Raw genomic sequence first — 24,559 nt, forward strand, 5'->3', positions numbered from 1 at the left:
AGAGATGAGCTGTACCCACTATATACAATCCAATTCCACCATCACCTTTGTGCCCTCACCTATAAGACTTTCGATGGCCATCAAACCTTGATGCTCCTGAATAATCTTATTGCTGACTGTGAGCCCCAAACCGATCCCTTTATCTTTTGTCGTATAAAAAGGGGTCCCAAGATACTTCAGCATTTCTCCATCAATGCCTGCTCCTTCATCTGCAAAAGCAATCCTTACACGCCTGCTCTCTATTCTTTCAGCACTTATATAAACATTTCCGCCATTTGGCATAGCTTCAATCGCATTTTTTAAAAAGTTCACAAATACTTGCTTCAGCTGGGGAGGTGAACATAATAGCATGATATCATTCTCACAATGATTGAGATGGATTTGAACATTGTGAAGCAATGCCTGCGGATGAAGTACGTTAATCGTACTTTCAAGAATGGACATTAAGCTCCCTTTCTCATACTCAATTGCCTGGGGTTTTGCCAGGGACATGAACTCATTGACAATGATATCAATCCGATCAAGCTCCTCCATAATAATGGATAAATAATCATCCTGTTTTTCCTTATTAACGCTGGATTGGAGCAGTTTCGAGAAACCCTTTAAAGAAGTCAGCGGGTTCCTGATCTCATGTGCAACCCCTGCTGCGAGCTGTCCAATAATGGAAAGGCGGTCCAAGTTACGCAAAGCTGCATCATTATTAACCCTGTCTGTTATGTTTCTGCCTACTGCCACAAATAATTCAATCTCGCCTTTATCGTTTAATATAGGGGAAATGCTTGCCTCAACGAAAACAATATCGCCATTTATGGTATCCATCTTCGTTTCAAGCAGCTGAGGCTCTCCCGTTTCCAGCAGCTTTTGACATACATTGCTGAACTTTTCTCTCTCTTCCTCGGAATATATGACAGTACTGCAGGTCTTTCCAACAAGCTGCACCGGCGAATATCCCAAAACTTTTCCATGAGATGGGGATGCATAAATCAACGTTTGATCCTTTGTGAAGACTTTGATCATATCTGTCGTATTCTCCGTAATCAAATCGTACAGTTCCCTGGTTTTTCTTAATTCCCTCTCCATGCTTTTAAACTCTGTCATATCCCGGAATATAGCCAGAACGGCGATAATTTTGCCCTTGGAATTTCTGAAGGGAGAATACGAAACCGAAATATCCAGAACCGAACCATCCTGATGATAGCGCTGTGTGATCACATTGCTGTATACTTTCCCCAGCTTGACCAGTTTTATAATCTCCTTCACTTCTTCCGGGTTCTGAAACTCGGTAAACTTCCTGCCAATGACTTGCGCTTCGGTATAGCCAAAAATCACCGTATACATATGATTTACCCTTATAAAACGGTTCTCCATATCAATGATGGCAACCCCATCTGCCGTGCAGTTCAGGAACAAATCGAGCAATTCATCAGGATTGGAATAAATCGATTCACCATCATTGCCAAGTATCGGGAAATCATTGACCAATTAGCTCACCCCATTTAATAACTCTATAAACTATATTTTACAGAATTATAAGAAAAAAAGCAGGAGGATTCTTTAAAGAACCTAAAAAAGCAGCTTCCCAACAGGTCAGCTGCCCTCTTTCCATTCTAATCCCGCTACTGCTTCACAATGCATAGTCTGAGGGAACATGTCCACCGGCTGCACTTCAATTGTCCTATATCCGCCGTCCTCCAGAATACGAAGATCCCTTGCCAGCGTTCCCGGATTGCAGGATACATAGACGACTTTCTTTGGCTTCATGCTTAAAATGGTTTTCAGCAGAGCTTCATCACAGCCTTTTCGCGGCGGGTCAACGACAAGCACATCTGCGGTGTTCCCCTTTTTATACCATTCAGGAATGATTTCTTCCGCTTTCCCGACTGCAAATGAAGCATTGGTTATGCCGTTTAAATCAGCATTCCTCTTTGCATCCATAATGGCTTCCGGCACGATTTCAACGCCGAACACATCTTTTGCTTTCTGTGCCAGAAAAAGAGAAATGGTGCCAATTCCGCAGTACGCATCGATAACCTGTTCTTCTCCGCTTAAATTCGCATATTCCAGTGCCTTTTCATATAAAACTTTCGTTTGCTCGGGGTTAACCTGATAAAAGGAGCGGGCGGAAATCGCAAATTTGATATCGCCAATAAAATCATAGATCACTTCTTCACCCCAGAGGACTCGTGTGACATCTCCCATGATCACATTCGTTTTCCTGGAATTCACATTATGGACGATGGATTTAACACCTTCAATGCTTGATGCAATCTCTTCCACAATCCTTTGCTTATGCGGGAGCTCGTTCGTCCTTGTGACAAGGACAATCATCACTTCGCCTGTCACAAGCCCATAGCGAGCCATCACGTGGCGGAGCTCGCCTTTATGCCTGCCTTCATCATAAGCACGGACATCATAGCGTCCGCAAATTTCCTTTACCTTTTGCACAACCTCATCATTTTTTTCCTGCTGGATGAGGCATTCCTTCATATCGATGATCTGGTGGGTGCGCTGCTGGTAAAATCCGCCAATCAAGCAGCCTTCCTGCTCGCCAATCGGAACCTGCGCTTTATTTCTGTAGCGCCACGGATCCTTCATGCCAAGAACCGGATGCACCTTGACGCCCTCAAGTTTCCCGATTCTTTCCAGAACATCTCTGACCTGTTTTTCCTTGGCAAGAAGCTGGCCTTCATAGCTCAGGTGCTGCAGCTGACATCCGCCGCACTCCTTATAAATCGGGCAGGGTGCTTCTACTCGGTATGGGCTGCTTTCATATGTCTCGATCAGGCGCCCAAAGCCGTATCCCTTATTCACCTTAATCACTTTTACTTTTGCTCTCTCACCAGGAAGCCCATCCGGAACAAAAAGCGGATAACCGTCCACCTTTGCAACTCCTGCTCCTTCATGGGTCAAATCCTCAAATATAACATCTATATAATCATTTTTTTGAACCGGTAATGTTCTGCTCATCTTTTTCTTCCTTTTCAGCTTAATTCCGTGACCTTTTTTGACTAGACAGATTGTATCACAAAAAAGGGGTAAATACGAAATGGATATAGTACAGATTTGAACCTGCATACCCTTTATCATGCCTGTATGAAAAAACCAACACTCTATTAGCATATTTTCCAGTCTATTTGTAAGCTTACCCTGTCTGTTTTCCAGAATCTATTTGCAGGAATACTGATTTGCCTCGTTCACAATCTCATGAGTTTTGCAAAATAAAAGCCCGCCCTGTTAGAGAGCGGACTTCCTATTATTCGTGTGAACTTTCCCAATCGGTCGGGCGGTCTTCTTCACGAATCTGATCAATTGGGACAAATACTTCCAAATGCCTGTACAGGTTTACGAATTCAGCAGGAAGCAGCCCGCCAAATTCACCATCAAGATTGAGCTGGACTTTCTCCTTGGATTGTACTTTAATGCGGTTTGCCTGTGTATAGATGACGTTCGGATCTTTTACATGCTCACCCCGGACAGCCATTGTCGCGATCCGGATAAAATCAGCAAGGTTGGTTTTCTTTAATATCAGCAGGGAAAATAGCCCGTCATTTATACAGGAATCCGGCGCCAGCTTTTCAAACCCGCCGACTGAATTTGTCAGACCGACAAGGAAAAGCATGGCTTCACCTTCAAAGATTTTCCCGTCAAACTCAATGCTTACTTCAGTTGAACGGATGGAAGGCAGCATTTCAATTCCCTTTAGGTAATAGGCGAGCTGGCCAATCATGGTTTTAAGCTTGCTTGGCACCTCGTAAGTCAGCTCTGTCAGCCTTCCGCCACCAGCAATATTAATAAAATATTTTTCATTTATGCGGCCAATATCGACAGGAATGGTATCTCCTTTTACAATGATTTCAGCAGCCGCTTCCACATCTCTTGGAATATGGAGCGCACGGGCAAAATCATTGGTTGTGCCCGTTGGGATAATGCCGAGGCGCGGGCGGTAATCCTGTTCAGCGAGTCCGTTTACCACCTCGTTAATCGTACCATCACCGCCTGCTGCAATAACCAGGTCGAAGCGGCGTTCAACAGCTGCCCGTGCAGCTTTAATCGCATCTCCTTCACCTGTGGTGGCATGGCATGAGGTTTCATATCCTGCACTCTCCAGCTTTTGGAGAACATCTGCTAAATGTCTTTTAAAAATTTCCCGGCCTGAAGTCGGATTATAAATAATTCTTGCTCTTTTCATAGCCCATCATCCTATTATTGAAATATCTAAACTTGATCCTTATATATTATTCCATCTTTTTACATCATAGCGAATAGTCCGCAGCTTAGCAATTATTCACTGCCATCCGTTTCTATTCTATTCACTTCCCGCTATTTTCACAAGTGGTCAGATGCACAAATGAATTATACCCTCATTAGGCAAAAAAGTATCGTAATTAAGTAATATTTCTTGGACATGTAACTGAAATCGCATTAAGCAGGATGCAATTGAGCATTATTCCTTTTTCAGATCCTGCAAAACAAGGTTCTTAACATAGTCAATAATGGTTCTATATGGATATTCTTCATTAATTGCTCTATGAAGCATTGCACCGTCCATAAAAGTCCAGAATAATCCCGCTACATGATTTGGATCAGCATCCGGACGGAATTCCCCGGCAATTTGCCCATCCTCCATAATGTCTGTTATCAATTTCAAAAAGAACTTCTTTCCTCTCTCATTCAGAATTCGATTCAAGTTCTCATCTCTGGAGGAATGCAGCGTAAATTCCAGCTGTACAGTAATTCTATCTTTTCGTTCCTGGCTGAATGGGCTCATATCCCTATACAAATCAAAAAGATATTCCAGTTTCTCTTCCGCAGAAGAGAGCATGGAAATGTTCTCTTCAAGTCTTGCATTAGCTGATTCTGTCTGCTCATTCAAAAGCTCCAGATAGATTTCTTCCTTGCTTTTAAAATAATTATAGATAGCTCCCTTGCTGATTCCTGAATAAGCGACAATGTCATCAATGGTCGCTGCCTGAAATCCCTTTTTAGCAAAGCATGCCAATGCGCCCGCCAGGATCTCTTTCTTTTTCTTCCGCTTATATTCCTCTGATACGATAGGCGCCAAGTCTGTCCCTCCATTGTATTTGGTTTAGTCTCTGAGAAAATTCAAGTTATTCCCGCATTAAATATCAGCAGCACTTATGATTGATGTCACTTCTTTTCAGAACTTCTTCTATATATAGGCTGGCATGTTCACTCGTGATTTCTGTATTTTCCTCCGCCAATCCGGCCATTACCAAGTCTTCTTTCACTTTAGCGAGAAATAAATCTCTGATAGCTGCGGAACGGCATGGCTGCATCTGCGCTGCCAAGTCCCAGATCCATTGCTCAAGATGGATGCTCTTGCTCTTTTTTTGCATTTTCTGCGGAACCTGCCTTCTCCCCATATTTCTCACTCCCAAGCATACTATTATCTTTTAAAATAAACTGATTAGTCTTTTTATTGTAAGTATTTTCGAATGAATTTTCAAACTTTTTGTACACAAAAAACTCCTAACTGTCCGTTAAGAGTTAATCCTGATCTATTTGGTTTTTATCCCGGTACATCGTTACTAATCCCCCAACCAGCATAAAGCAGGCAAATGCAATGGGAAACCAGCGCTCAAACCAGGATTCTTTAGTGGAAAGTTCTTTGTGTTCCTTGTCCGCTTCTTCCGGATTTCCTCCTGTAATTTGAGCCATAACAAGATTGGTAAACTCATCTTCCCCCTGCATTTCCGGCAAAGAGTTCTCCTCCTCGTCCATTGCTTCGAGGTATACTTCCAGACATTGATCACATATATAGAGATGATCTTCATAGAGTTCGCGTTCTGGTTCTGACAGCTCATTTTTCACATATTTCCGCCATTCTTCCAATGAAAAGTGATCCATGAAGATCATCTCCTTCCAATCTTCCTGACAGCGGAGCGTTCAGGAACATGAAAATATCCTGCTGGGTATTTTGCCGATCGAATAAATCCTGGACTATATCAGCTTCCCTTATATCTATTCGGATAACATTCATTCTTTTTGAGTGCCGAAACAATCATAATCGAGAGAATTGAATAATTCAATACTTTTTTTTATAAAAAATCTCACCAAAAAGCGTTTATTTCCATATTTTTTTATCGCTTAATATTAAAATAATAATAGATTTCCCGCTTCGAACAAAACCATTATATGGTAAACTGTAAGCGGTGACTACAAAGAGGGTAGCAGTGAAAATATTTTTAAATAATGGACAACTCTAAACCATTATTGAATATATTGATGAAAAAGGATGGATACGATGACATTTCTAATTTACTTGGCAGCGTACCTGATAGGATCAATTCCTACAGCCTTATTGATCGGCAAATATGCCTTTGGGATCGACATCCGTGATCATGGCAGCAATAATCCTGGTGCGACTAATACACTAAGGGTACTTGGCAAAAAGGCAGCTATCGTAGTTCTGCTGGTGGATGTGGGCAAGGGAGCAGCAGCTGCAGCATTGCCTCTCATTCTGAACGCTGAGACCGATCCGTTAATGGCCGGGATGATTGCAGTAGCAGGCCACTGCTTTCCGATCTTTGCAGGATTCCGCGGAGGAAAAGCCATCGCAACCACGGCAGGTGTATTGTTTGCAGCAAATATTTGGATGTTTTTGATCGCCTACATTTCTTTTGTCGCAGTCATTTACGCAACGAAGTATGTATTTTTTGGCTCTTTATCGGTGGGTGCATCTTTACTTATCTATTCTTTATTTACCGAAGGCACTGAACATGAACTTATCTTTTCTATTTTCCTATTATTTTTGATTTTTCTTCACCGTTCGAATATTAGAAACTTCATTGATAAAAATGAGCCTAAAATCAATGATAAGCGCCTGAAAAATGACCGCATCCCTCCAAGAGATCATAAAAAACGAGCCTAAACGAAGCCCGGACCCTGCATTCGGGCTTTTTTTATTATTTTTCACATGAAAGCTGTTCATTAAGCAAATCCTTTGAATAAAAGTGCAGTCAAAGGAGCTTGCATATGTTCTTGATCTTAAAAATATTAAGTCTTTACTTAATCACAATCATGATTATGAGACTGATGGGCAAGTCGACAATTATCCAAATGACTCCTTATGACCTGGTCGCCATCATTATTGTTGGCACAGTTGCCTCTGAGCCTCTTATAAGCACAGAATTCTTGCCGACATTAGCAGCATTGGCCATTCTTGTAGCCCTTCATATTCTCTTCTCCTATTTGACTTTAAACCAAATTGGCAACCGATTTTTTCTTGGGGAACCGACGATGCTGATTAAAAATGGGGAAATCCTGGAAGACAATCTGGAAAAATCCCACCTATCCATATCTCAGCTGCTGTCTATCTTAAGAAGCAAAGGCTATCCCAAAATTGCGGATGTGGATTATGCCATTCTCGAGCCTATCGGTGAAGTGAGCATCATACCGAAAGTAGCCAATACGCCTGTTACCGTCGAACATTTAAATATCCCCATTCAGGATGAGGGCCTCCCTATTGCAGTTATTGTGGATGGCAGGATTCAGGAGCGTAATATCCAGCTGCTGGGACAGACTAAAGATTGGCTTTTAGAGCAGCTGCGGCAAAACAATTTGAATGAGAAAGATATTATGTACGCTTATGTAAATGAAAAGTCGAAAAAATTGAATATAAACAGACGCAGATAATTTTCAAATATTGGTTTAAGGTTTGAAGTTGAGGGTATATAACATTGGTTACTTACGAGACAAATAGAAGTTACTTAACTATACATATCAATATCAGGGGGTAATGGTATGACAGAAAATAGCCTAGTGCTTGAAACCAAAATTGATGGTTTTGATTTTAATTGGGACCTTGAAAAAGGTCTGTTTAATTTTGAAGGCGATGATGCGGTCCTATTTTGGATAAAATCCGCCATGAAAAGCTTCTTCGATACGATTGAAGAGATCTCTGGAAAGGAGACTTCCAGCCTTGTACTTGAGACCACCGGCTTCAGGCAGGGAATGGTAGTAGGGAAGTTTTTCAAAGACTTAAATTTGCCCATAGTCGAAGTGGCTACAATTATCCCTAGAATATACGCTTCTGCCGGCTGGGGGAAATTCGTCATCACAGACTTGGATCCCGTAAATAAAACAGCCAGTGTCAAAACCGTGGACAGCTGGGAATACAAGATCAACAAAGAACAAGAGAAAAATGAGTCTGGAACTTTTCTGCCGGGGCACTTTGCAGGAATCTTTTCCGCTTTGTTCGGAACAAGCCTCTGGTATAAAAAATCAGCTGACCAGTTAGCAGGCCAGGAATATACCGGCCTCGATTATTTCCCATCCAGCGTTACGGTTGAGGAAAATATACACGCTTTGGCGAGGCGCGAAGAATCAAAAAAAATCAGCGAGCTTGAAAAATTAGTGGAGGACCGTACGATTGAATTAAAGCAGCTTGTTAAAGAAATCTCTTCACCGGTTATTCCAGTCCTGGATGGAATCGTTGTTGTCCCTCTTTTGGGAAGATATGATGAATTCCGCTCAGAAGAACTCGTGGATAAAACTCTCCACAGCCTGCCGAAGCACCAGGCAGATTGTCTGATCTTGGATTTAACCGGGTTAAATCAATCCATCAGTGCCTATACCGTCGAATTCTTAAGCAAATTGGCAGCTGCAGCTAACCTGATTGGCACCGAAACCATTCTGGTTGGCATTTCACCAGAACTTGGCACAAAGATTACGGAAACTAATTTTAATCTTTCTAAATTTAACTGCTTCACAAACCTGCAGCACGGCATTTATTATGCACTGTCCAAAAAAGGCAGGAAAATCTTTTAATAACGGAAAAAGCTGACTCCGCAGCAGGCGGGAGGTCAGCTTTTTTAAGTTAAATATGTAAAAACTGTCGAAATTTATGTGCGTATAACCAGGATTTGTGTGCGGATAAAATTTTTTATGTGCGCATAGCCTTATTTTAAGTGCGGATAATTTTACTTATGTGCGTACAGGCTATTTTAGTCTTTCTTATCAGTGGATTATACTTTCTTAGGAGCCCCCCTATATTTCGCTTCGCGCAGCTCGAGCGCGTAGGCCTCTATATTAGGCATACCCATATCCTTGGCAATGCTTATTTCCTTTTCAATATCATAAGGAACCCGGACAATTTCGATTGAGAAAGGCGCAGGTTCTTTCGATAAGTATTCCCCATGCAAAATCGCATAGGTTGCCTGAGGAATATCCAGGGAATTCCCAACACTTCCTGCATTGAATAGAGTCCTTTGCGGATGAACCGGTTCAATCAATGCAGCATGAATATCCCCATAGCCGACAACATCCGGAATTAGCCCGTCCTCTCCGGAATTAATGTTTACTGTATTCTCAAACATAGCCAGCTTTTCTTCATAAGAATCCCGCATCGGTACAACCCGATGATAAATGCTTTTAGCAGAAGCATGGTAGAGCCTTACATATTTGCCGCTCATATAAAAATCGTGATGGAATGGCAGAGTTCCTAAATAGGCTAACGCCTCTTCCCCAAGCTGTCTCTGATGCCATTGACCCTCTTCAAAGTCCAGCGGCTTCTGCATGAAATCATCCCAGTTTCCAAGAAGGACCACTTCACAGGTTTCTTTTATCCGTTCAACGGCTTTACGGGAGTTTGGCCCTTTTCCTATTAAATCACCCAGGCAGAAAATAATCTCTATTCCGCGCTCGCGGATATTGTCCAGCACCGCCTCCAAAGCTGTGATATTTCCATGAATATCAGAAATTATGGCTACTTTCCCCATGTATGTCTCCCCCTTACTATTCTTATTTAATTTCTCCAAAACATCCAGGCTTCCTCTAACAATTGAAAAAACAAAATTTGATTTTTCCCTGTACCGCCATTACATTAGAAATATGGTAAAATAACAGCATGCCAAAACCAACATTACATATAGAAGGAGTAGGATTTATGTCAAAAGTATTTGTTTTCGGACACAAAAACCCAGACACTGACTCAATCTGTTCAGCACTTGCTTATGCAGAATTAAAAAACAAATTAGGCGTTGATGCAGAGCCAATACGTCTGGGTCAGGTAAATGAGGAGACACAATATGCTTTAAATTATTTTAAGGCTGAAGCTCCCCGACTTGTTGAGGCAGTATCCAAAGAAGCAAGCGAAGTAATCCTTGTAGACCATAATGAGTTCCAGCAAAGCGCTGATGATATCAAAGATGTGAAGATCCTTGAGGTTATTGACCACCACCGCATTGCGAACTTTGAAACAAGCGATCCGCTTTACTATCGAGCAGAGCCTGTTGGCTGCACAGCAACTATTCTGAACAAAATGTTCAAGGAAAACGGAGTAGAAATCAGCAAGGAAACAGCTGGTTTAATGCTTTCGGCCATCATTTCCGATTCTTTGCTGTTCAAATCTCCAACATGCACAGATCAGGACGTTGCAGCAGCACGCGAGCTTGCTGAAATCGCGGGAATAAACGCTGAAGAGTATGGTCTGGAAATGCTTAAAGCAGGAGCAGATTTAAGCAAGAAGAGCGTGAAAGATCTCATCTCCCTTGACGCAAAGGAATTCCAAATGGGAAGCTATAAAACAGAAATCGCTCAGGTTAATGCAGTGGACCTAAATGACGTATTAAGCCGCCAGGAAGAATTGGAAGCTGTCATTACTGAAAATATCAATCATAAAGAGCTTGACCTTTTTGTTTTTGTTTTAACTGACATCCTTAACAACGACTCAGTTGCCATCTCTCTTGGCAAAGAAGCTGCAGCAGTTGAAAAAGCTTATGATGTAACCCTTGAAAACAACAGTGCCGTATTAAAGGGCGTTGTTTCACGCAAAAAGCAGATCGTACCGCCGCTTACTAACGTATTGGCTGGCAAATAAGACAAAAGCAGTGCCGCACTTGGCACTGCTTTTTACTTATCCAGCAACGCTTCTGTCCCCATAACAAGTTTTATCATCAGCTCCTTCACTGTTACTTCCTCAGCCAGTGTCACTCCCTGTCCGGCCCATAATGACATAAACTCCGTCCGCTCCAGCTTGGCTGCCTGCTTTCGGATAGGCGCTGTCATATCATTCTGCAATGGATAAGGCAATGCCTGCAGACCTTTCATCTCTTCCATGAACCTGTTGCGAATCCCTCTTGCAAGCTTCCCGGAAAATGCTTTCGTCACAGCGGTCTGATCTTCCCTTGCATTTAATAGTGCATGTTTGTACAGTGAGTGAGCCCCGCTTTCCCTGCATGTAAGAAAAGCTGTTCCCAGCTGGGCTCCTGCTGCGCCAAGCATCATAGCCGCAGCAATCCCGCGGGCATCCATTATTCCCCCTGCCGCAGCCACAGGACAGCTGACCGCATCTGCTGCCTGTGGTATTAGAGCCATGGTACCGATAAGCCCGCCTTCTTCGCTGCCGAAAGTTCCACGGTGCCCCCCGGCTTCAAACCCCTGAGCAATAATCACATCTGTGCCAGCCTCTTCCCATTCCACTGCTTCCTTTACATTGGTTGCTGTTCCAATAATAATCGTACCCTGTTTCTTTAATTCAGAAATAATGGCAGAGTCAGGAATGCCAAATGTAAAGCTGCAAACAGGCACACGTTCCTCCATCAAAACATCAAGCTGTTTTCTATATAAAGCAACATAATCCTTTTCTGGCAGAGAAGGTTTTTCCTTCATACCAAGCTCACTGCTGTATCCGGCGAGTATATCCTCCATGCTGCTGATTTCCTCTGCATCCGCCGAAGCCTCACTATCCGGAACAAACAGATTGATGCCAAATGGCTTGTCTGTCAGATTCCGAATCTGTTTAATATCGTTCCTTATTTCGTCTGAACTCATATAGCCTGCACCCATATTTCCAAGTCCCCCACAATTGGACACCTCGCTGATTAATTGCGGAGTTGTCATCCCTCCAGCCATAGGAGCCTGGAAAATAGGGTATTTTATATCCAGCATCGCAGTTATGGAATTCCGGTTCCAGCCCATTTAAAACATCCTTCCGCCTTTATTTCCCCGAAACAATAGCATCTGCTATACTATCTGCAACAAAATGCCAGATCTTAGAATCCTCCTGATAGGAAGCCGTTAGTCTCCTGTACATGCTCATTTGTTTGTCCTTAAAGTCTTCAGCATACTGTGCGGGGAGCTTACTTCTTCCCTCATCCACCATTTCCTGAACCTGTTTGGCACGAGGTCCCCAAACAGCTTTTTCCTTCCCCTCTTTATCTATAAAAATATAAATGGGTATTGCTCTGGATGTTCCATTAGTCAAATATTGATCCATCAGCTCAAGGTTCTCATCCCTTAAAATAAAACGGACTTCCATACCGGATTCCTCTGCGATTTTCAGTAGAATCGGATTATTCAGCATCGCATCGCCGCACCAATCTTCAGTGAGTACAATCACTTTCAGGCCAGTGTCCTTAAATTCTTCCAATCTTGCTTTCTCCTTATCTGATAAAGAGAAACGATCGTAAATGCCCATCATTTCATCTTTATTTACTTTCATTCCCCCTAGGTATTCTTGCAGACTCAGCCCTTTTTGGAACCAATCCAGTAATTCCATTAATAAACACTCCTTTTTTCTAAATGCCTACTTACTAATTCTGTATGGCTCCCCATCATTCCTTCTGATTACTGCTGCCGAATTTTGCAGAAAAACATCTTTTCCTGGGAAATTAGACAAAGAGGCTGTCGTCAAAAAACGAAGGCCGGCGAAAAACGGCCAGCCTTGTCATCAATCCATCATTCGTTTTTTGTAAACGGCAACCACGAGTGCAAACACAGCTGCAGTCCATACAATTATCACTGCCAGATGGAACCATACATCCGCTAGGCCAGCCCCCGCTTCAACCTGATTAGCCAACTCAATCAGCTGCAGATTCGGCAAATACTCAATAAATTTTAAAACAGGATATTTTTCTATAAAAGGGGTCAAGAACGAGCCAAAGGAAAAAATCATCATAATGGGCAAAATAACAACCGATGCTTCCATTACGGATTTTGTCAGCAATCCAAGCAATGTGCCAACTCCAATATAGAAGACAGCAGATAGAATAATAGCCATTCCAACTATTATTACATTATCAGGATTATAACCAGTTAAAAATGCAGCTATAATGATAACGGCTATGGTGCTAATAAAGCTCAATAAACTTTTCCCGAATAATATCTCCAGGGTACTTGCAGGAGACAGCATAAGTCCCCTTAATGTATTTTTTTCTTTTTCCTCTGCAATAAGTGAGCACTGCACATAGGCTGCTACTAAACTAAAAATCATATTGATGACCATATAATGTGTATCGATTGCCTCAATTCCCATGCGTCCATAAATCGCGGCCATAACAAGGGGAAGGAGGACGGTAGTAGAAACATATAAGTTTTTCGAGACATCTTTATAATCCTTATATAAGATGGCCATAGATCGTTTCATTGAAAAAGTCATGCTAATTTCCTCCCTGTTACTTCTACAAAAATATCCCCTAAAGTCGGTTCGTTCGAATAGATTGAGACAATTTTATTTCCAGACATGTAATCATACACAGTTTGTGCTCCGCCCGGTCCTTTATCAACAATTACTTTGCTCCCATCAGTCAGCTCAACAGTCAATGTATGATCGGCAAATTTTTGGCGAAGCGCTTTAGGTGAATCCAGCAATTGAATAGCCCCATTATTTAAGAACGCAACGCGGTCACATAGCGTTTCAGCCTCATTCATATCGTGTGTGGTCAAAAAGATCGTGGTTCCTTTTTCTTTTAAGTCTTTTAAGCCTTTATATATATGCTTTGTATTTACTGGATCAAGTGCTGAAGTCGGTTCATCAAGAAACAGCAGCTCAGGCTGATGCAAGAATGCCCTTGCCAGTGTCACACGCTGAGTCATCCCTTTTGATAGTTTAGAAACAGCCTTCTTCTTTTCATCTATTAAATTAACCATGCCCAGAACTTCATCAATCCTCTTATCCGGTACATCATAAAGATCACAATACAGCTTTAAATTATCATAAATGGTTAAACGGCTATATAAACCGCTATTATCAGTCAGGATTCCGATTTTCTTACGGTATTCTTCTTTCTTCAGATTGGAAGCATTAACCCCAAATACTAAAGCCTCCCCATCTGTCTGGGCTAATTGAGCGGTTAAAATTTTTATGGTAGTTGTTTTGCCGGATCCGCTTGGTCCTAAAAATCCGAAAGTCTCTCCCTTTTTTACATTAAATGATACATTTTCCAGTGCCGGCTGATCTGAAAAGTATTTGGCCAATGATTTGACTTCAATGATATTCTCCATTTTCATCCTCCATGCGGTTTGTTTTCTTATGCATTCATCTTAATTCATAAAGAAAACCCCCACATTATATTCCAGATAAAAAGAGCACTTCAGAGGCTGAGTGGAGCAATACAGGAGTGGAATGGAGCTTACTTTAACCCCAGCATTTCTTTTAGCTCCGCCATTTTCCCTTTTGATAAAGGGATTGATGATTTAGAAGCATCATTGAGCACCAGTGTAAAACTATTCCTTGTCCACGTCACGACCTCCCGGACCTTCTGCAGATTAACAATATAAGAGCGGTGACATCTGAAGAAGCCATAGGGGTGCAGTTTTCTTTCCAGCTCTGCCAGTGTAAATACACTTGGATACACTTCACCTTTTATATAAATATTGGATTGGCCATCGCTACTTTCAATGTAATCAATTTCAGGCGGGTCGAATAATACGATTTTATCGTTTACTTTTGTTGGGACCTTTTCAAAGCGAACGGGCTGTACCGCTGGCGTTTCTCCATTCAGCAGATCGGCATGCTGTTCCTGGGCCGCTGTATCCGGTTCATCCTGTAAAACGTCAAGCTCCTGCAGACCAGTTTCACCAAGCCTATAAACCCTGCTGGTCACTGCAAGCGCACTCTCCAAATTACCAGTTAATATTAAAACACCTTTCCCGTTTTGGCAAAGCTTCCTTATCAGTTTTATGAAGACACTCTTTGTTTCCAAATCAATATTTTGGTCAGGCTCTTCAAAAATAAACAATGCAGGGTTCTTAAAAAGCATACGGCCAAAATGGACTCGTCTTTTTTGTGAATAGGATAATTTTCTAACCTGCTGATTTCGCTCTGCATCCAGCTGAACAGCACGCAGCCCTTCTTCTACTGATATTTCCGATCCATATAGGTTCTTATAAAAGGAGAAGTTTTCCTTCACCGTTAATCTTTCATATAGCCCGTCATTTAAAGAGAAGATTCCAATGTTCGCCAAAAATTTGCGTTTGTCTATCGCCGCACTAATTTCGTTAACCCTTATTTCTCCATCGGAAATCGGCATTGACCCCATGAACATACTCAATAATACGTTCCTTACATTTGTATTTGTATGAACTGCTGCAGTCTCGCCTGCAAAGACCTCTAGACTAAATGGAGGAAATACAACAGTATGTTCATCATGTTCTTCTAAATTTGTTATTTTTAAAATGGCCACTTCTAATCACCTGGTTTTTAAGATTTCATACCTGTAATTATAACGCTGAGCCACATGTAAAATATAGATTTTCCTGGGAAATAATAGGGGTATTTGTCGAATGGCAGTTATTCTTCAAGCAAAAAAGGGGCATGAAACCGATTGATTTCATGCCCCAATATATAGCTATCTTTTCTGAATTTCCTGCTGCAATAATTTGTTGACAAGCGGCGGGTTGGCCTGTCCTTTTGTGGCTTTCATGATTTGGCCGACAAGGAAGCCGATTGCTTTTTGTTTTCCATTTTTGAAATCCTCGATCGATTGCGGATTCGCATCAAGTGTTTCTCCGATAATCTTAAGTAGTGCACCTTCGTCAGATATCTGAACCAGGCCTTTTTCTTTTACGATTGTTTCCGGATCTCCGCCATTTTCAACCAGTTCTTTGAAGACGGTTTTGGCAATTTTGGAAGAGATGGTGCCGTTTTCTATCAGTTTAATCATGCCGGCAAGTCCCTCTGGTGTCAGAGCAATATCTGTCAGCTCTTTTTGTTCAGCATTCAGGTATGCCGACAGCTCACCCATCACCCAGTTGGAAGCCTGCTTTGCGTCAGCTCCTGCTTGGACAGCCGCTTCAAAGAAATCGGATGTTTCTTTTGTGACTGTCAGGACAGCTGCATCGTAAGCAGGAAGCCCGAGTTCTTCAATATAGCGGTTCTTTCTTTGGTCCGGAAGCTCAGGGATCTCAGCACGAATGCGCTCTTTCCACTCTTCATCAATATGGATATCAAGCAAATCAGGCTCAGGGAAATAACGATAATCATCCGAACCTTCTTTTACCCTCATTAGAATGGTTGTATTGGTCGCTTCATCATAGCGCAATGTTTCCTGCTGTATTGTACCGCCTGAACTTAATATCTCTTCCTGTCGTTTCTCCTCGTACTCAAGTCCTTTGCGGACAAAGTTAAAGGAGTTCAGGTTCTTAAGCTCTGTCTTTGTGCCAAATTCCTCCTGACCCGCAGGACGAAGGGAGATATTCGCATCACAGCGAAGTGAACCCTCCTCCATTTTGCAGTCAGAAACGCCTGTATACTGGATGATGGACTTTAATTTCTCCAGATATGCGTATGCTTCATTTGGCGTGCGGATATCCGGCTCAGATACAATCTCGATCAGCGGGGTACCCTGGCGGTTATAGTCTACAAGAGAATATCCTTTAGCATGAGACAGTTTTCCTGCATCTTCTTCAAGATGGATCCGCGTAATGCCGATTTTTTTCTTATAGCCATCGACTTCGATTTCAATCCAGCCATGCTCTCCAATCGGCTTATCGAATTGCGAAATCTGGTAGGCTTTTGGGTTATCCGGGTAAAAATAATTCTTCCGGTCAAATTTTGTAACAGGTGCGATTTCACAATTCAGTGCCATCGCAGCTTTCATTCCGAATTCAACTGCCTTTTTATTAATGACAGGAAGCACTCCAGGGTAGCCGAGATCGACAACCGTTGTATTGGAGTTGGGCTCTGCCCCAAAATGGTTTGGGCTTGCCGAGAATATTTTTGAATCTGTTTTTAGCTCAACGTGTACTTCAAGTCCGATAACCGTTTCGTATTTCATGAATTTCCCCCCTTACAGTCCCGGTTTTTGCTTATGGTATTCTGTAGCCTGCTCAAAAGCATGCGCTACGCGGTAAACAGTGCTTTCATCAAAATGCTTTCCGATAATCTGAAGGCCAAGCGGCAATCCATCCGCGAATCCGCAAGGTACGCTGATTCCAGGAACGCCGGCAAGGTTTACTGGAATTGTCAGAATATCATTTGCGTACATAGTCAGCGGATCAGACGTATTTTCACCAATCTTAAAGGCAGGAGTTGGTGCTGTCGGTCCAATAATGACATCATATTTTTCAAAAACATTTTCAAAGTCTTGTTTAATGAGTGTACGCACCTTTTGTGCCTTTTTATAGTAAGCATCATAATAGCCTGAACTTAAAGCGAATGTTCCAAGCATGATGCGGCGTTTCACTTCATCACCGAAGCCTTCTGCACGGGTCTTTTTGTATAAATCGATTAAATTCTCAGGATCTGCTGTTCTGTAGCCATAGCGTACACCATCAAAGCGCGCCAGGTTCGCGGATGCCTCAGAGGAGGACAGCAGATAATACGTTGCCAGTGCATATTTCGAATGCGGCAGGGAGACTTCCTCCCATGTTGCCCCAAGTTTTTCCAGCACTTTCAGGGCCTCAAGTACTGACTGGCGTACCTCTTCATTTACACCTTCAGCCAAATACTCTTTCGGTACGGCAATTCTCAGCCCCTTTACATCCCCATTCAAGCTTTCCGCATAGCTTGGGACCTCAACATTTGCTGAAGTAGAATCCATAGGATCCACACCTGAAATGGCCTGAAGCAGATATGCGTTATCTTCAACGGTCCGTGTAATTGGCCCGATTTGGTCCAGAGATGAGGCAAACGCGATCAGTCCGAATCTTGATACTCTTCCATATGTAGGCTTTAACCCAACAACTCCGCAATAAGAAGCAGGCTGTCTGATTGAGCCGCCTGTGTCTGATCCAAGAGAAAATAAAACTTCACCGGCTGCAACAGAAGCAGCAGAACCGCCGGAAGATCCCCCGGGAACTCTTTCTAGATTCCATGGATTTCGGGTTACTTGAAAGCCTGAGTTTTCATTGGATGATCCCATTGCAAATTCATCCATATTCAGTTTACCGATTGTAATGGTTTCAGCATTATGTAATTTGGATGCAGCAGTCGCATCATAAATCGGATCAAAATTTTCAAGTATTTTACTCGCACTGGTTGTGCGCAGCCCCTTCGTTACGATGTTATCCTTCACGCCGATTGGCATTCCGAACAAAAGGCCTTTCGCTTCGTCCGTTCCAAGTTTCCCATCCATTCTTTTAGCTGCCTGGCGGGCTCTTTCTTCATCAAGCGTCAAGAAAGCCTGTACTTTATCTTCTACTTCACCTATTCTCTTGTACGATTCGCTGACAAGATCGGTAACCGTGATTTCTTTCTTATGTAAAAGCTGATGAAGTTCCGATACCTTATGGTCAAATAAACTCACCATTTTCCCCTCCCTATTCAATAATAGACGGCACTTTTATATAGCCATCCTGATGTTCCGGCGCATTTTTCAGAACTTCTGCCTGTGGAAGCCCCTTATTCGCCTTATCTTCTCTCAATACATTCTTCATATCAAGAACATGGGATGTTGGTTCAACATGATCTGTATCAAGTTCATTCAGCAGCTCGGCAAATGAAATCATCTTGTCCAGCTGTTCGGTATAAGAAACAGTTTCTTCCTCAGTCATTGCTAGTCGCGCCAAGTGTGCAACATGCTTAACCTGATCTATTGAAATTCTCGACATTAATGCCACCTCCAAAAATGAATACTGTCAATGCACAATTATAATGATCATACCAAACTTTCGCGCGTTAAAGCAATACGCGCACGCCAGCTGGCTTAGCAATCTTCTGCTTATTTTACCATGAGTTCAGTGAATTGTGTGTTTGCTTCTCTTTTTAGAGGATAAATGAAAAGCGAAACCGAATAAATGGGGATGCAATAAGTACAGGAGGTACAATTATGGAATTTTTCCGATTTGATTTGGATGTCAGCAGGGAAATTGCCCAATTCAGCAGCCACAATGCAAGCATCACCCCGATTATCAGGAACAAAACAGCTGCAGTTGGGTGTATCCACCTGAAGGATAATAGTGTTTTAGGCATGCATCCGGCAGCTTGTCCCCAGCTATTTCTCATCGTTGACGGCGAAGGATGGGTTAAAACTGCTGGCGGTGAGCAAATTGCAGTCCAAAAGGGAACAGCTGTTTATTGGTCTGAGGGAGAGGAACATGAATCAGGCTCTTACCTTGGCATGACTGCAATTGTGATTGAAGGTCCTGATTTGGATCCGCATCTGTACCTGAAGGCTTTGGAATAGATAGCGGATCACCTGGCATTGGCCGGTAAATGCTGAAGTATGGCCGGTACTTTTTGATTTGGCAGGTAAATCCCTCATTTCGGCCGGTATTTTATTAAATTTGACCCGTAAATTCACGTTTCGACCGGTAAAAATTGGCCGGTATTGTGATGCTTTCCCCCAAAAATAGAGCAGCGTTGCAGACGCTGCTCATTTCCGCTTGAATAGTTTGGCAAGCAGGCCGCTCTTTTTTTCTTTTTTTGCTTCTGCTTTAACCGTTTTTCTCTCCACAAAAATTTCCGGCTTATCAATTGCATAGCCATAGGCTAAAACCAGCCCGATCTCTGAATTATGTTCTTTATTGGTGACGATTGTATATTCGACCTTATAGGTTGAAGCCAGTTTTATATATTTTGATAAATAGGAGTAGCTCATATTTCCATTCAGATAAAGATGAGCCTTGCTGTTGGCTTTAAGGGCATCTTCCACCTGCGGATAGATTCCATCTTCCCTCATCTGCGGCTGCTTCAAAGCAATGACCACCCTCTCCCGAAGCGAGCCAAGAAACTTGCGGCGCTCATCAGGCTTGGTCTGTTTTTGTCCATGAATCCCCTGTTGAAGATAATCATCTATATTTTCAGCCAATTGTACATCCTCCATCGTTATATGACCTCAATGCTTCCATTGTATTCAGTATTACGCTCTATTTCAAATTTCGCCTATATAAGTATGTATGTTTTTGCAGCATGTACCGTGCTTGCCTCATAAGCAAAAAAATACCTCCCTTCCATCGAAGAGAGGTTCAAAATAGGAGAATATACAGGTGAAAACTCAAGTTACATACGGGTAAAATTTAAGCCTCCTGCTTTTCAGTGAACTGTTCTTCCTCAGTGGATCCCTTTAAAGCAGTTGTTGAGGAAGTTCCTCCAGTAATGACCATGGAAACCTGGTCAAAATAGCCGGTACCCACTTCACGCTGATGTCTTGTTGCCGTGTAGCCATGTGTTTCATTGGCAAACTCGGCCTGCTGCAGTTCAGAGTAAGCTGCCATTCCGCGGTCTTTATAGCCGCGAGCCAGTTCAAACATGCTATGGTTTAGCGCATGGAATCCTGCCAAAGTAACAAACTGGAACTTGTAGCCCATTTTTCCGAGCTCAACCTGGAATTTGGCAATCGTTTCGTCATCGAGTTTTTTCTTCCAATTGAATGAAGGAGAGCAATTATACGCTAAGAGCTTGCCAGGGAATTTTTCATGGATTGCTTCAGCAAAGCGTCTCGCTTCATCAAGATCCGGTTCAGATGTTTCACACCATACCAGGTCTGCATAAGGAGCATACGCCAATCCCCGAGCGATCGCTTGGTCAAGGCCTGCCTTCGTACGGAAGAAACCTTCAGGTGTGCGTTCCCCGGTAATGAAAGGTGCATCAGAAGGGTCCACATCGCTGGTAATTAAATCTGCAGCGTTTGCATCAGTCCGTGCGACAATGACAGTCGGCACGCCCATAACATCCGCTGCCAATCTGGCAGAAATTAAATTCTTAACAGCAGTCTGGGTTGGCAGCAAAACCTTTCCGCCAAGGTGGCCGCATTTCTTCTCAGAAGATAGCTGGTCCTCAAAGTGTACTCCGCCGGCACCCGATTCAATCATGCTTTTCATAAGTTCAAATACATTAAGCTGGCCGCCGAATCCTGCTTCCGCATCTGCTACAATCGGAGCGAACCAGTCAATGGAATGATCGCCTTCCATATGATGAATCTGGTCAGCTCTCTGAAGGGCCTGATTAATTCTTTTTACTACACTTGGAACACTGTTGGCCGGATATAGACTTTGGTCCGGGTACATATTTCCGGACAGATTCGCATCTGCAGCAACCTGCCAGCCGCTTAAGTATATGGCCTTCAGCCCAGCCTTAACCTGCTGGACAGCCTGGTTTCCCGTTAACGCCCCTAATGCATTGACGAAGTCTTCTTCATTCACAAGCTTCCACAGCTTCTCTGCACCACGGCGCGCTAATGTATGCTCAATATCAATTGATCCTCTTAATTTAATGACTTCCTCAGCCGTATACGGTCTTTCTACTCCATTCCAGCGTCCCTCCATTTCCCAGCTTTCCTGTAACTGACGCACTCTTTCATCTGCCATTTGATTAAATCCTCCTTTTAATTTAGAAAATCATCATTTAAGCAAACTCCCAGTTGCAATGCATTTCTGTCTGTATCATAACAGGTATAAAATTGTTAACTGTTATGATATCAATCTACGTTGTTATAACACAATAAACAATCTATGTATCGTATTATATAACAGAGAATTCTTAATGGGAACCCCTTTTTAAAAAAATTTTCAAAATTTACCGCTAATTCTCTAATCTACCCAATAAAACTGCTCTTTTCGCCAACTTAATTTTATAAATTTAGATGAATAGATATGTTGATATATGTGATATAACAGCAAATTAATGCGAAATAACGTATTTTTATACATTTATAACTTTATAGTTTTTTAGATTTTTTGTCCCTCAACCTTTATTATGTTATGATTATAAACGTCTTTCCAAAGTGGCTCATTCCCCAAACTAATTTTTCCACAAACACAAAACTGTATGTTCCTGTATAAACGAAATTTTTTCCACGTATGTTTTTTAATGGGGACACTAATAGAATATGGAGGTGAACATATGGATTTCACTATGGCGACGTGGCTTTGGCTTCTTATTCCCATGCCATTATTGATCGTACTATCAGGCATCTCATATTTTGTTGAAAGGAGAGGATAAATAATTATGGATATAAATATACCAACGTTAATTGCCATTATTGTTTATCTGGTTGGCATGCTGCTGATTGGCGTGCTTGCAGCCAGAATGACTAAAGATTTATCTGATTATGTTTTAGGCGGACGAGGGCTTGGAGCTGGAGTTGCAGCCTTGAGTGCCGGAGCTTCTGATATGAGCGGATGGTTAATGCTGGGATTGCCTGGAGCTGTTTACTTAGGCGGTATGGGTGAAATATGGCTTCCTATCGGTCTGGCAGTCGGTGCCTATCTGAATTGGCAGTTTGTTGCTAAGCCACTGCGTGTCTACACAGAAGTAGCCAACGATTCGATTACAGTTCCCGGGTATTTTGAAAACCGGTTTCATGATACTTCTAAATTGCTACGGGTAGTTTCTGCAATCGTCATATTAGTCTTTTTTACTTTCTATACTTCTTCCAGCCTAGTCGGCGGTGCCATTCTATTAGAAAATTCATTCGGGATGGATTATACCCTCGCGCTTTGGGTCGGAGCTGCTGTTATTTTGTCATATACATTATTTGGCGGGTTTCTGGCAGCCAGCTGGACAGACTTTATTCAAGGTATTTTAATGTTCTTAGCCTTGATAATCATTCCGATAGTAGCGATTCAGGAGCTTGGCGGATGGAATGAAACATTAAATCAAATCAGTGCAATCGATCCAACACATTTGGATGTTGCTTCAGGAGCCACGTTTGTAGGCGTTGTTTCCCTGCTGGCCTGGGGGCTTGGCTATTTTGGACAGCCGCATATCCTGGTCCGCTTTATGGGATTAAAATCAACAAACGATGTTCCAAAAGCCCGCTTGATCGGCATGACGTGGATGGTTCTTTCGTTATTTGGAGCTCTGTTTGTAGGGTTTGCCGGTATCGCCTATTTTGCAGATGCACCGCTTGCCAATTCTGAAACAGTGTTCATTATGTTTTCACAGGTACTATTTAATCCATGGGTAGCTGGATTCTTATTAGCAGCCATTCTCTCAGCAATCATGAGCACAGTTGACTCTCAATTGCTCGTTTCTTCAAGTGCACTGGCACAGGATTTCTATAAATCCATCTTCAGAAGAAATGCTTCCAAAAAGGAAGAAATGATTGTTGGCAGAATTGCTGTACTGGGCATTGCCATTATTGCCATCTTCTTGGGGTATAACCCCGAAAGCAAGGTATTGGAACTTGTCAGTTATGCTTGGGCCGGATTTGGTGCAGCCTTTGGGCCAGTCATCATCCTGAGCCTGTTTTGGAAACGCATGACACGAAATGGCGCCCTTGCCGGTATTATTGTTGGTGCTGTAACAGTAATTGTTTGGGCACAGCTTACCGGCGGACTGTTTGATCTGTATGAATTGGCGCCTGGCTTCCTATTTGCAGGATTGGCGGTTATCATCGTCAGCCTTCTCGATAAGGCACCTTCCAAAGAAGTTCAGGACCAGTACAATCAGTATAAGTCTGTCCTTAAAAATTAATTGCAGAAGCCCTCTTCCTATGTGGAGAGGGCTTTTTGTATGTAAGTCCTTTCTCCAATACAGTTACAGCCTTGAGCTGGGAATCAATCCTTTGGTTGCCGGCTAAATTACAAAGCAGGCAATCATTAAATTACTTCTGCTCCAAGCGTATTTGCAAAATGCCTTAAGGCCCACTCATGGCCCTTCTGGTCAAATGATGCGACAGCATCTTTATGAATTACTATTTTAAACCCTTTATTATAAGCATCGATTGCTGTATGAAGCACGCAAATGTCTGTACATACACCGACCAGGTGCACCTCCTCAATCCCGCGCTCCCTCAGTTTTATCTCGAGATTGGTTCCTGCAAATGCAGAATATCTCGTTTTGTCCATGAAATAAACATTTTCAGCGTCTTTGTTTGTTTCATAAACCTGCTGCAATAAACCGTAAAGATTTCTTCCCTCCGTGTTCCTGATATTATGTGGCGGAAATAATTTCGTTTCTGGGTGATGGATGTCTCCTTTATCATGAACATCAATGGCAAAAACAGTGAAATACCCAATTGCGATCAACTCTTGTGTAAGCTCTGAGATTTTCTTTTCCAGCAGCTGTCCGGGCTTACCACATGTCAGGGCACCGTCTTCCGCTACAAAATCATTTGTGTAATCGATATTAATCAAAGCTTTGTTTGGCATTTTTGCATCACTCCAATCTGTAGGCTTATTTTCATCATATACTTCAAAGTGCCTAATATCCAATAAAAAAGGAACAGCAACCAAGTTGCTGTTCCCGCCTCCAATCGGAGGTTTATTAATACATTTCAGAAGTAGTCTTCGCCTGCATGTGCAGAAGAATGTAGTCAGGGCCGCCCGCTTTGGAGTCCGTTCCTGACATGTTGAATCCGCCGAATGGCTGGTATCCAACGATCGCACCTGTACAGCCGCGGTTGAAGTATAAGTTTCCAACATGGAAATCTTC

Annotated in this window: 25 protein-coding genes; 6 read left to right on the forward strand and 19 right to left on the reverse strand. The window is 42.5% G+C overall.

From position 1 onward, the window contains the following. Positions 1–18 precede the first annotated feature (18 nt). The 6 genes from DFO72_RS24530 to DFO72_RS24555 all read right to left on the reverse strand — a co-directional run bounded on the left by DFO72_RS24530 (position 19) and on the right by DFO72_RS24555 (position 5,868). Complete coding sequence (locus tag DFO72_RS24530; RefSeq protein ID WP_113884912.1) at positions 19–1,482, reverse strand: PAS domain-containing sensor histidine kinase; 1,464 nt, start codon at positions 1,480–1,482, stop codon at positions 19–21. Between the two features lie 105 nt (positions 1,483–1,587). Next, a complete protein-coding gene (gene rlmD, locus DFO72_RS24535; RefSeq protein ID WP_113884913.1) occupies positions 1,588–2,967 on the reverse strand; it encodes a 23S rRNA (uracil(1939)-C(5))-methyltransferase RlmD in 1,380 nt (459 codons plus the stop codon). A gap of 286 nt (positions 2,968–3,253) precedes the next feature. Beyond that, entirely contained in the window at positions 3,254–4,189 is a 936-nt protein-coding gene (locus DFO72_RS24540) for a diacylglycerol kinase (protein ID WP_113884914.1), read from the reverse strand. Positions 4,190–4,444: 255 nt separating this feature from the next. Next, on the reverse strand, positions 4,445–5,062 hold the full coding sequence (locus DFO72_RS24545; protein WP_113884915.1) for a TetR/AcrR family transcriptional regulator: 618 nt from the start codon (positions 5,060–5,062) through the stop codon (positions 4,445–4,447). A gap of 64 nt (positions 5,063–5,126) precedes the next feature. Then, a complete protein-coding gene (locus DFO72_RS24550) occupies positions 5,127–5,384 on the reverse strand; it encodes a hypothetical protein (protein WP_113884916.1) in 258 nt (85 codons plus the stop codon). A 124-nt stretch (positions 5,385–5,508) separates the two neighbouring features. Continuing rightward, the gene (locus DFO72_RS24555; protein WP_113884917.1) at positions 5,509–5,868 is read right to left on the reverse strand and encodes a hypothetical protein; all 360 of its coding nucleotides are present in this window, start codon (positions 5,866–5,868) and stop codon (positions 5,509–5,511) included. 397 nt (positions 5,869–6,265) lie between these two features. Between DFO72_RS24555 and plsY the strand changes: the two genes are divergently transcribed. The 3 genes from plsY (at position 6,266) to DFO72_RS24570 (ending at position 8,790) form a co-directional block, all read left to right on the forward strand. Continuing rightward, entirely contained in the window at positions 6,266–6,892 is a 627-nt protein-coding gene (gene plsY, locus DFO72_RS24560; RefSeq protein ID WP_113884918.1) for a glycerol-3-phosphate 1-O-acyltransferase PlsY, read from the forward strand. 104 nt (positions 6,893–6,996) lie between these two features. Further along, a complete protein-coding gene (locus tag DFO72_RS24565) occupies positions 6,997–7,656 on the forward strand; it encodes a DUF421 domain-containing protein (RefSeq protein ID WP_113884919.1) in 660 nt (219 codons plus the stop codon). Between the two features lie 108 nt (positions 7,657–7,764). Next, positions 7,765–8,790, forward strand: coding sequence for an STAS domain-containing protein (locus DFO72_RS24570; RefSeq protein WP_113884920.1), 1,026 nt, complete (start codon positions 7,765–7,767; stop codon positions 8,788–8,790). Positions 8,791–8,987: 197 nt separating this feature from the next. On the opposite strand, the gene DFO72_RS24575 is transcribed toward DFO72_RS24570, so the two are convergent. Further along, positions 8,988–9,740 (reverse strand): metallophosphoesterase family protein, encoded by a 753-nt coding sequence (locus tag DFO72_RS24575; protein ID WP_113884921.1) that lies wholly within the window; start codon positions 9,738–9,740, stop codon positions 8,988–8,990. Positions 9,741–9,907: 167 nt separating this feature from the next. On the opposite strand from DFO72_RS24575, the gene DFO72_RS24580 reads away from it, so the two are divergent. Continuing rightward, complete coding sequence (locus tag DFO72_RS24580) at positions 9,908–10,840, forward strand: manganese-dependent inorganic pyrophosphatase (RefSeq protein ID WP_113884922.1); 933 nt, start codon at positions 9,908–9,910, stop codon at positions 10,838–10,840. Positions 10,841–10,872: 32 nt separating this feature from the next. On the opposite strand, the gene DFO72_RS24585 is transcribed toward DFO72_RS24580, so the two are convergent. The 8 genes from DFO72_RS24585 to gatC all read right to left on the reverse strand — a co-directional run bounded on the left by DFO72_RS24585 (position 10,873) and on the right by gatC (position 18,792). Further along, complete coding sequence (locus DFO72_RS24585) at positions 10,873–11,940, reverse strand: NAD(P)H-dependent flavin oxidoreductase (RefSeq protein ID WP_113884923.1); 1,068 nt, start codon at positions 11,938–11,940, stop codon at positions 10,873–10,875. Positions 11,941–11,959: 19 nt separating this feature from the next. Then, positions 11,960–12,520 carry a thioredoxin family protein gene (locus tag DFO72_RS24590; protein WP_113884924.1) on the reverse strand — a complete coding sequence of 187 codons (561 nt, stop codon included), beginning with the start codon at positions 12,518–12,520 and terminating at the stop codon, positions 11,960–11,962. Between the two features lie 171 nt (positions 12,521–12,691). After that, positions 12,692–13,399 carry an ABC transporter permease gene (locus DFO72_RS24595; protein ID WP_113884925.1) on the reverse strand — a complete coding sequence of 236 codons (708 nt, stop codon included), beginning with the start codon at positions 13,397–13,399 and terminating at the stop codon, positions 12,692–12,694. After that, a complete protein-coding gene (locus tag DFO72_RS24600; protein ID WP_113884926.1) occupies positions 13,396–14,244 on the reverse strand; it encodes an ABC transporter ATP-binding protein in 849 nt (282 codons plus the stop codon). The genes DFO72_RS24595 and DFO72_RS24600 overlap by 4 nt, the downstream gene beginning before the upstream one ends. Before the next feature lie 128 nt (positions 14,245–14,372). Next, complete coding sequence (locus DFO72_RS24605; RefSeq protein ID WP_113884927.1) at positions 14,373–15,425, reverse strand: LytTR family transcriptional regulator DNA-binding domain-containing protein; 1,053 nt, start codon at positions 15,423–15,425, stop codon at positions 14,373–14,375. Positions 15,426–15,590: 165 nt separating this feature from the next. Further along, on the reverse strand, positions 15,591–17,018 hold the full coding sequence (gene gatB / locus DFO72_RS24610; RefSeq protein WP_113884928.1) for an Asp-tRNA(Asn)/Glu-tRNA(Gln) amidotransferase subunit GatB: 1,428 nt from the start codon (positions 17,016–17,018) through the stop codon (positions 15,591–15,593). 12 nt (positions 17,019–17,030) lie between these two features. Beyond that, positions 17,031–18,488 (reverse strand): Asp-tRNA(Asn)/Glu-tRNA(Gln) amidotransferase subunit GatA, encoded by a 1,458-nt coding sequence (gene gatA / locus DFO72_RS24615; protein WP_113884937.1) that lies wholly within the window; start codon positions 18,486–18,488, stop codon positions 17,031–17,033. Positions 18,489–18,501: 13 nt separating this feature from the next. Next, the gene (gene gatC / locus DFO72_RS24620) at positions 18,502–18,792 is read right to left on the reverse strand and encodes an Asp-tRNA(Asn)/Glu-tRNA(Gln) amidotransferase subunit GatC (protein WP_113884929.1); all 291 of its coding nucleotides are present in this window, start codon (positions 18,790–18,792) and stop codon (positions 18,502–18,504) included. Between the two features lie 218 nt (positions 18,793–19,010). On the opposite strand from gatC, the gene DFO72_RS24625 reads away from it, so the two are divergent. Beyond that, a complete protein-coding gene (locus tag DFO72_RS24625) occupies positions 19,011–19,367 on the forward strand; it encodes a cupin (RefSeq protein WP_113884930.1) in 357 nt (118 codons plus the stop codon). A gap of 189 nt (positions 19,368–19,556) precedes the next feature. Here the strand turns inward: DFO72_RS24625 and DFO72_RS24630 are convergent, their stop codons facing one another. Together DFO72_RS24630 and aceA are read right to left on the reverse strand one after the other, a co-directional pair. After that, positions 19,557–19,991, reverse strand: a complete 435-nt coding sequence (locus tag DFO72_RS24630) for a YueI family protein (protein ID WP_113884931.1) — start codon at positions 19,989–19,991, stop codon at positions 19,557–19,559. Between the two features lie 208 nt (positions 19,992–20,199). Continuing rightward, complete coding sequence (gene aceA, locus DFO72_RS24635) at positions 20,200–21,489, reverse strand: isocitrate lyase (RefSeq protein ID WP_113884932.1); 1,290 nt, start codon at positions 21,487–21,489, stop codon at positions 20,200–20,202. A 640-nt stretch (positions 21,490–22,129) separates the two neighbouring features. Between aceA and putP the strand changes: the two genes are divergently transcribed. Further along, complete coding sequence (gene putP / locus DFO72_RS24640; protein ID WP_113884933.1) at positions 22,130–23,599, forward strand: sodium/proline symporter PutP; 1,470 nt, start codon at positions 22,130–22,132, stop codon at positions 23,597–23,599. A gap of 125 nt (positions 23,600–23,724) precedes the next feature. Here the strand turns inward: putP and DFO72_RS24645 are convergent, their stop codons facing one another. Beyond that, complete coding sequence (locus DFO72_RS24645; protein WP_181782402.1) at positions 23,725–24,276, reverse strand: cysteine hydrolase family protein; 552 nt, start codon at positions 24,274–24,276, stop codon at positions 23,725–23,727. 115 nt (positions 24,277–24,391) lie between these two features. After that, positions 24,392–24,559 (reverse strand): aldehyde dehydrogenase family protein (locus DFO72_RS24650; protein WP_113884935.1); only part of this gene is annotated, 168 nt, incomplete at its 5' end.

This window comes from Cytobacillus oceanisediminis, assembly GCF_004366035.1.
Classification (GTDB): Bacteria; Bacillota; Bacilli; order Bacillales; family Cytobacillaceae; genus Cytobacillus; species Cytobacillus oceanisediminis_C.

Excerpts from the sequence above, each read along its gene's own strand:
- rlmD (WP_113884913.1), bottom strand. The coding sequence starts at position 2,967 with ATGAGCAGAACATTACCGGTTCAAAAAAATGATTATATAGATGTTATA.
- DFO72_RS24540 (WP_113884914.1), bottom strand. The coding sequence starts at position 4,189 with ATGAAAAGAGCAAGAATTATTTATAATCCGACTTCAGGCCGGGAAATT.
- DFO72_RS24550 (WP_113884916.1), bottom strand. The coding sequence starts at position 5,384 with ATGGGGAGAAGGCAGGTTCCGCAGAAAATGCAAAAAAAGAGCAAGAGC.
- DFO72_RS24555 (WP_113884917.1), bottom strand. The coding sequence starts at position 5,868 with ATGGATCACTTTTCATTGGAAGAATGGCGGAAATATGTGAAAAATGAG.
- plsY (WP_113884918.1), top strand. The coding sequence starts at position 6,266 with ATGACATTTCTAATTTACTTGGCAGCGTACCTGATAGGATCAATTCCT.
- DFO72_RS24565 (WP_113884919.1), top strand. The coding sequence starts at position 6,997 with ATGTTCTTGATCTTAAAAATATTAAGTCTTTACTTAATCACAATCATG.
- DFO72_RS24570 (WP_113884920.1), top strand. The coding sequence starts at position 7,765 with ATGACAGAAAATAGCCTAGTGCTTGAAACCAAAATTGATGGTTTTGAT.
- DFO72_RS24575 (WP_113884921.1), bottom strand. The coding sequence starts at position 9,740 with ATGGGGAAAGTAGCCATAATTTCTGATATTCATGGAAATATCACAGCT.
- DFO72_RS24580 (WP_113884922.1), top strand. The coding sequence starts at position 9,908 with ATGTCAAAAGTATTTGTTTTCGGACACAAAAACCCAGACACTGACTCA.
- DFO72_RS24585 (WP_113884923.1), bottom strand. The coding sequence starts at position 11,940 with ATGGGCTGGAACCGGAATTCCATAACTGCGATGCTGGATATAAAATAC.
- DFO72_RS24590 (WP_113884924.1), bottom strand. The coding sequence starts at position 12,520 with ATGGAATTACTGGATTGGTTCCAAAAAGGGCTGAGTCTGCAAGAATAC.
- DFO72_RS24595 (WP_113884925.1), bottom strand. The coding sequence starts at position 13,399 with ATGACTTTTTCAATGAAACGATCTATGGCCATCTTATATAAGGATTAT.
- DFO72_RS24600 (WP_113884926.1), bottom strand. The coding sequence starts at position 14,244 with ATGGAGAATATCATTGAAGTCAAATCATTGGCCAAATACTTTTCAGAT.
- gatB (WP_113884928.1), bottom strand. The coding sequence starts at position 17,018 with ATGAAATACGAAACGGTTATCGGACTTGAAGTACACGTTGAGCTAAAA.
- gatC (WP_113884929.1), bottom strand. The coding sequence starts at position 18,792 with ATGTCGAGAATTTCAATAGATCAGGTTAAGCATGTTGCACACTTGGCG.
- DFO72_RS24625 (WP_113884930.1), top strand. The coding sequence starts at position 19,011 with ATGGAATTTTTCCGATTTGATTTGGATGTCAGCAGGGAAATTGCCCAA.
- aceA (WP_113884932.1), bottom strand. The coding sequence starts at position 21,489 with ATGGCAGATGAAAGAGTGCGTCAGTTACAGGAAAGCTGGGAAATGGAG.
- putP (WP_113884933.1), top strand. The coding sequence starts at position 22,130 with ATGGATATAAATATACCAACGTTAATTGCCATTATTGTTTATCTGGTT.
- DFO72_RS24645 (WP_181782402.1), bottom strand. The coding sequence starts at position 24,276 with ATGCCAAACAAAGCTTTGATTAATATCGATTACACAAATGATTTTGTA.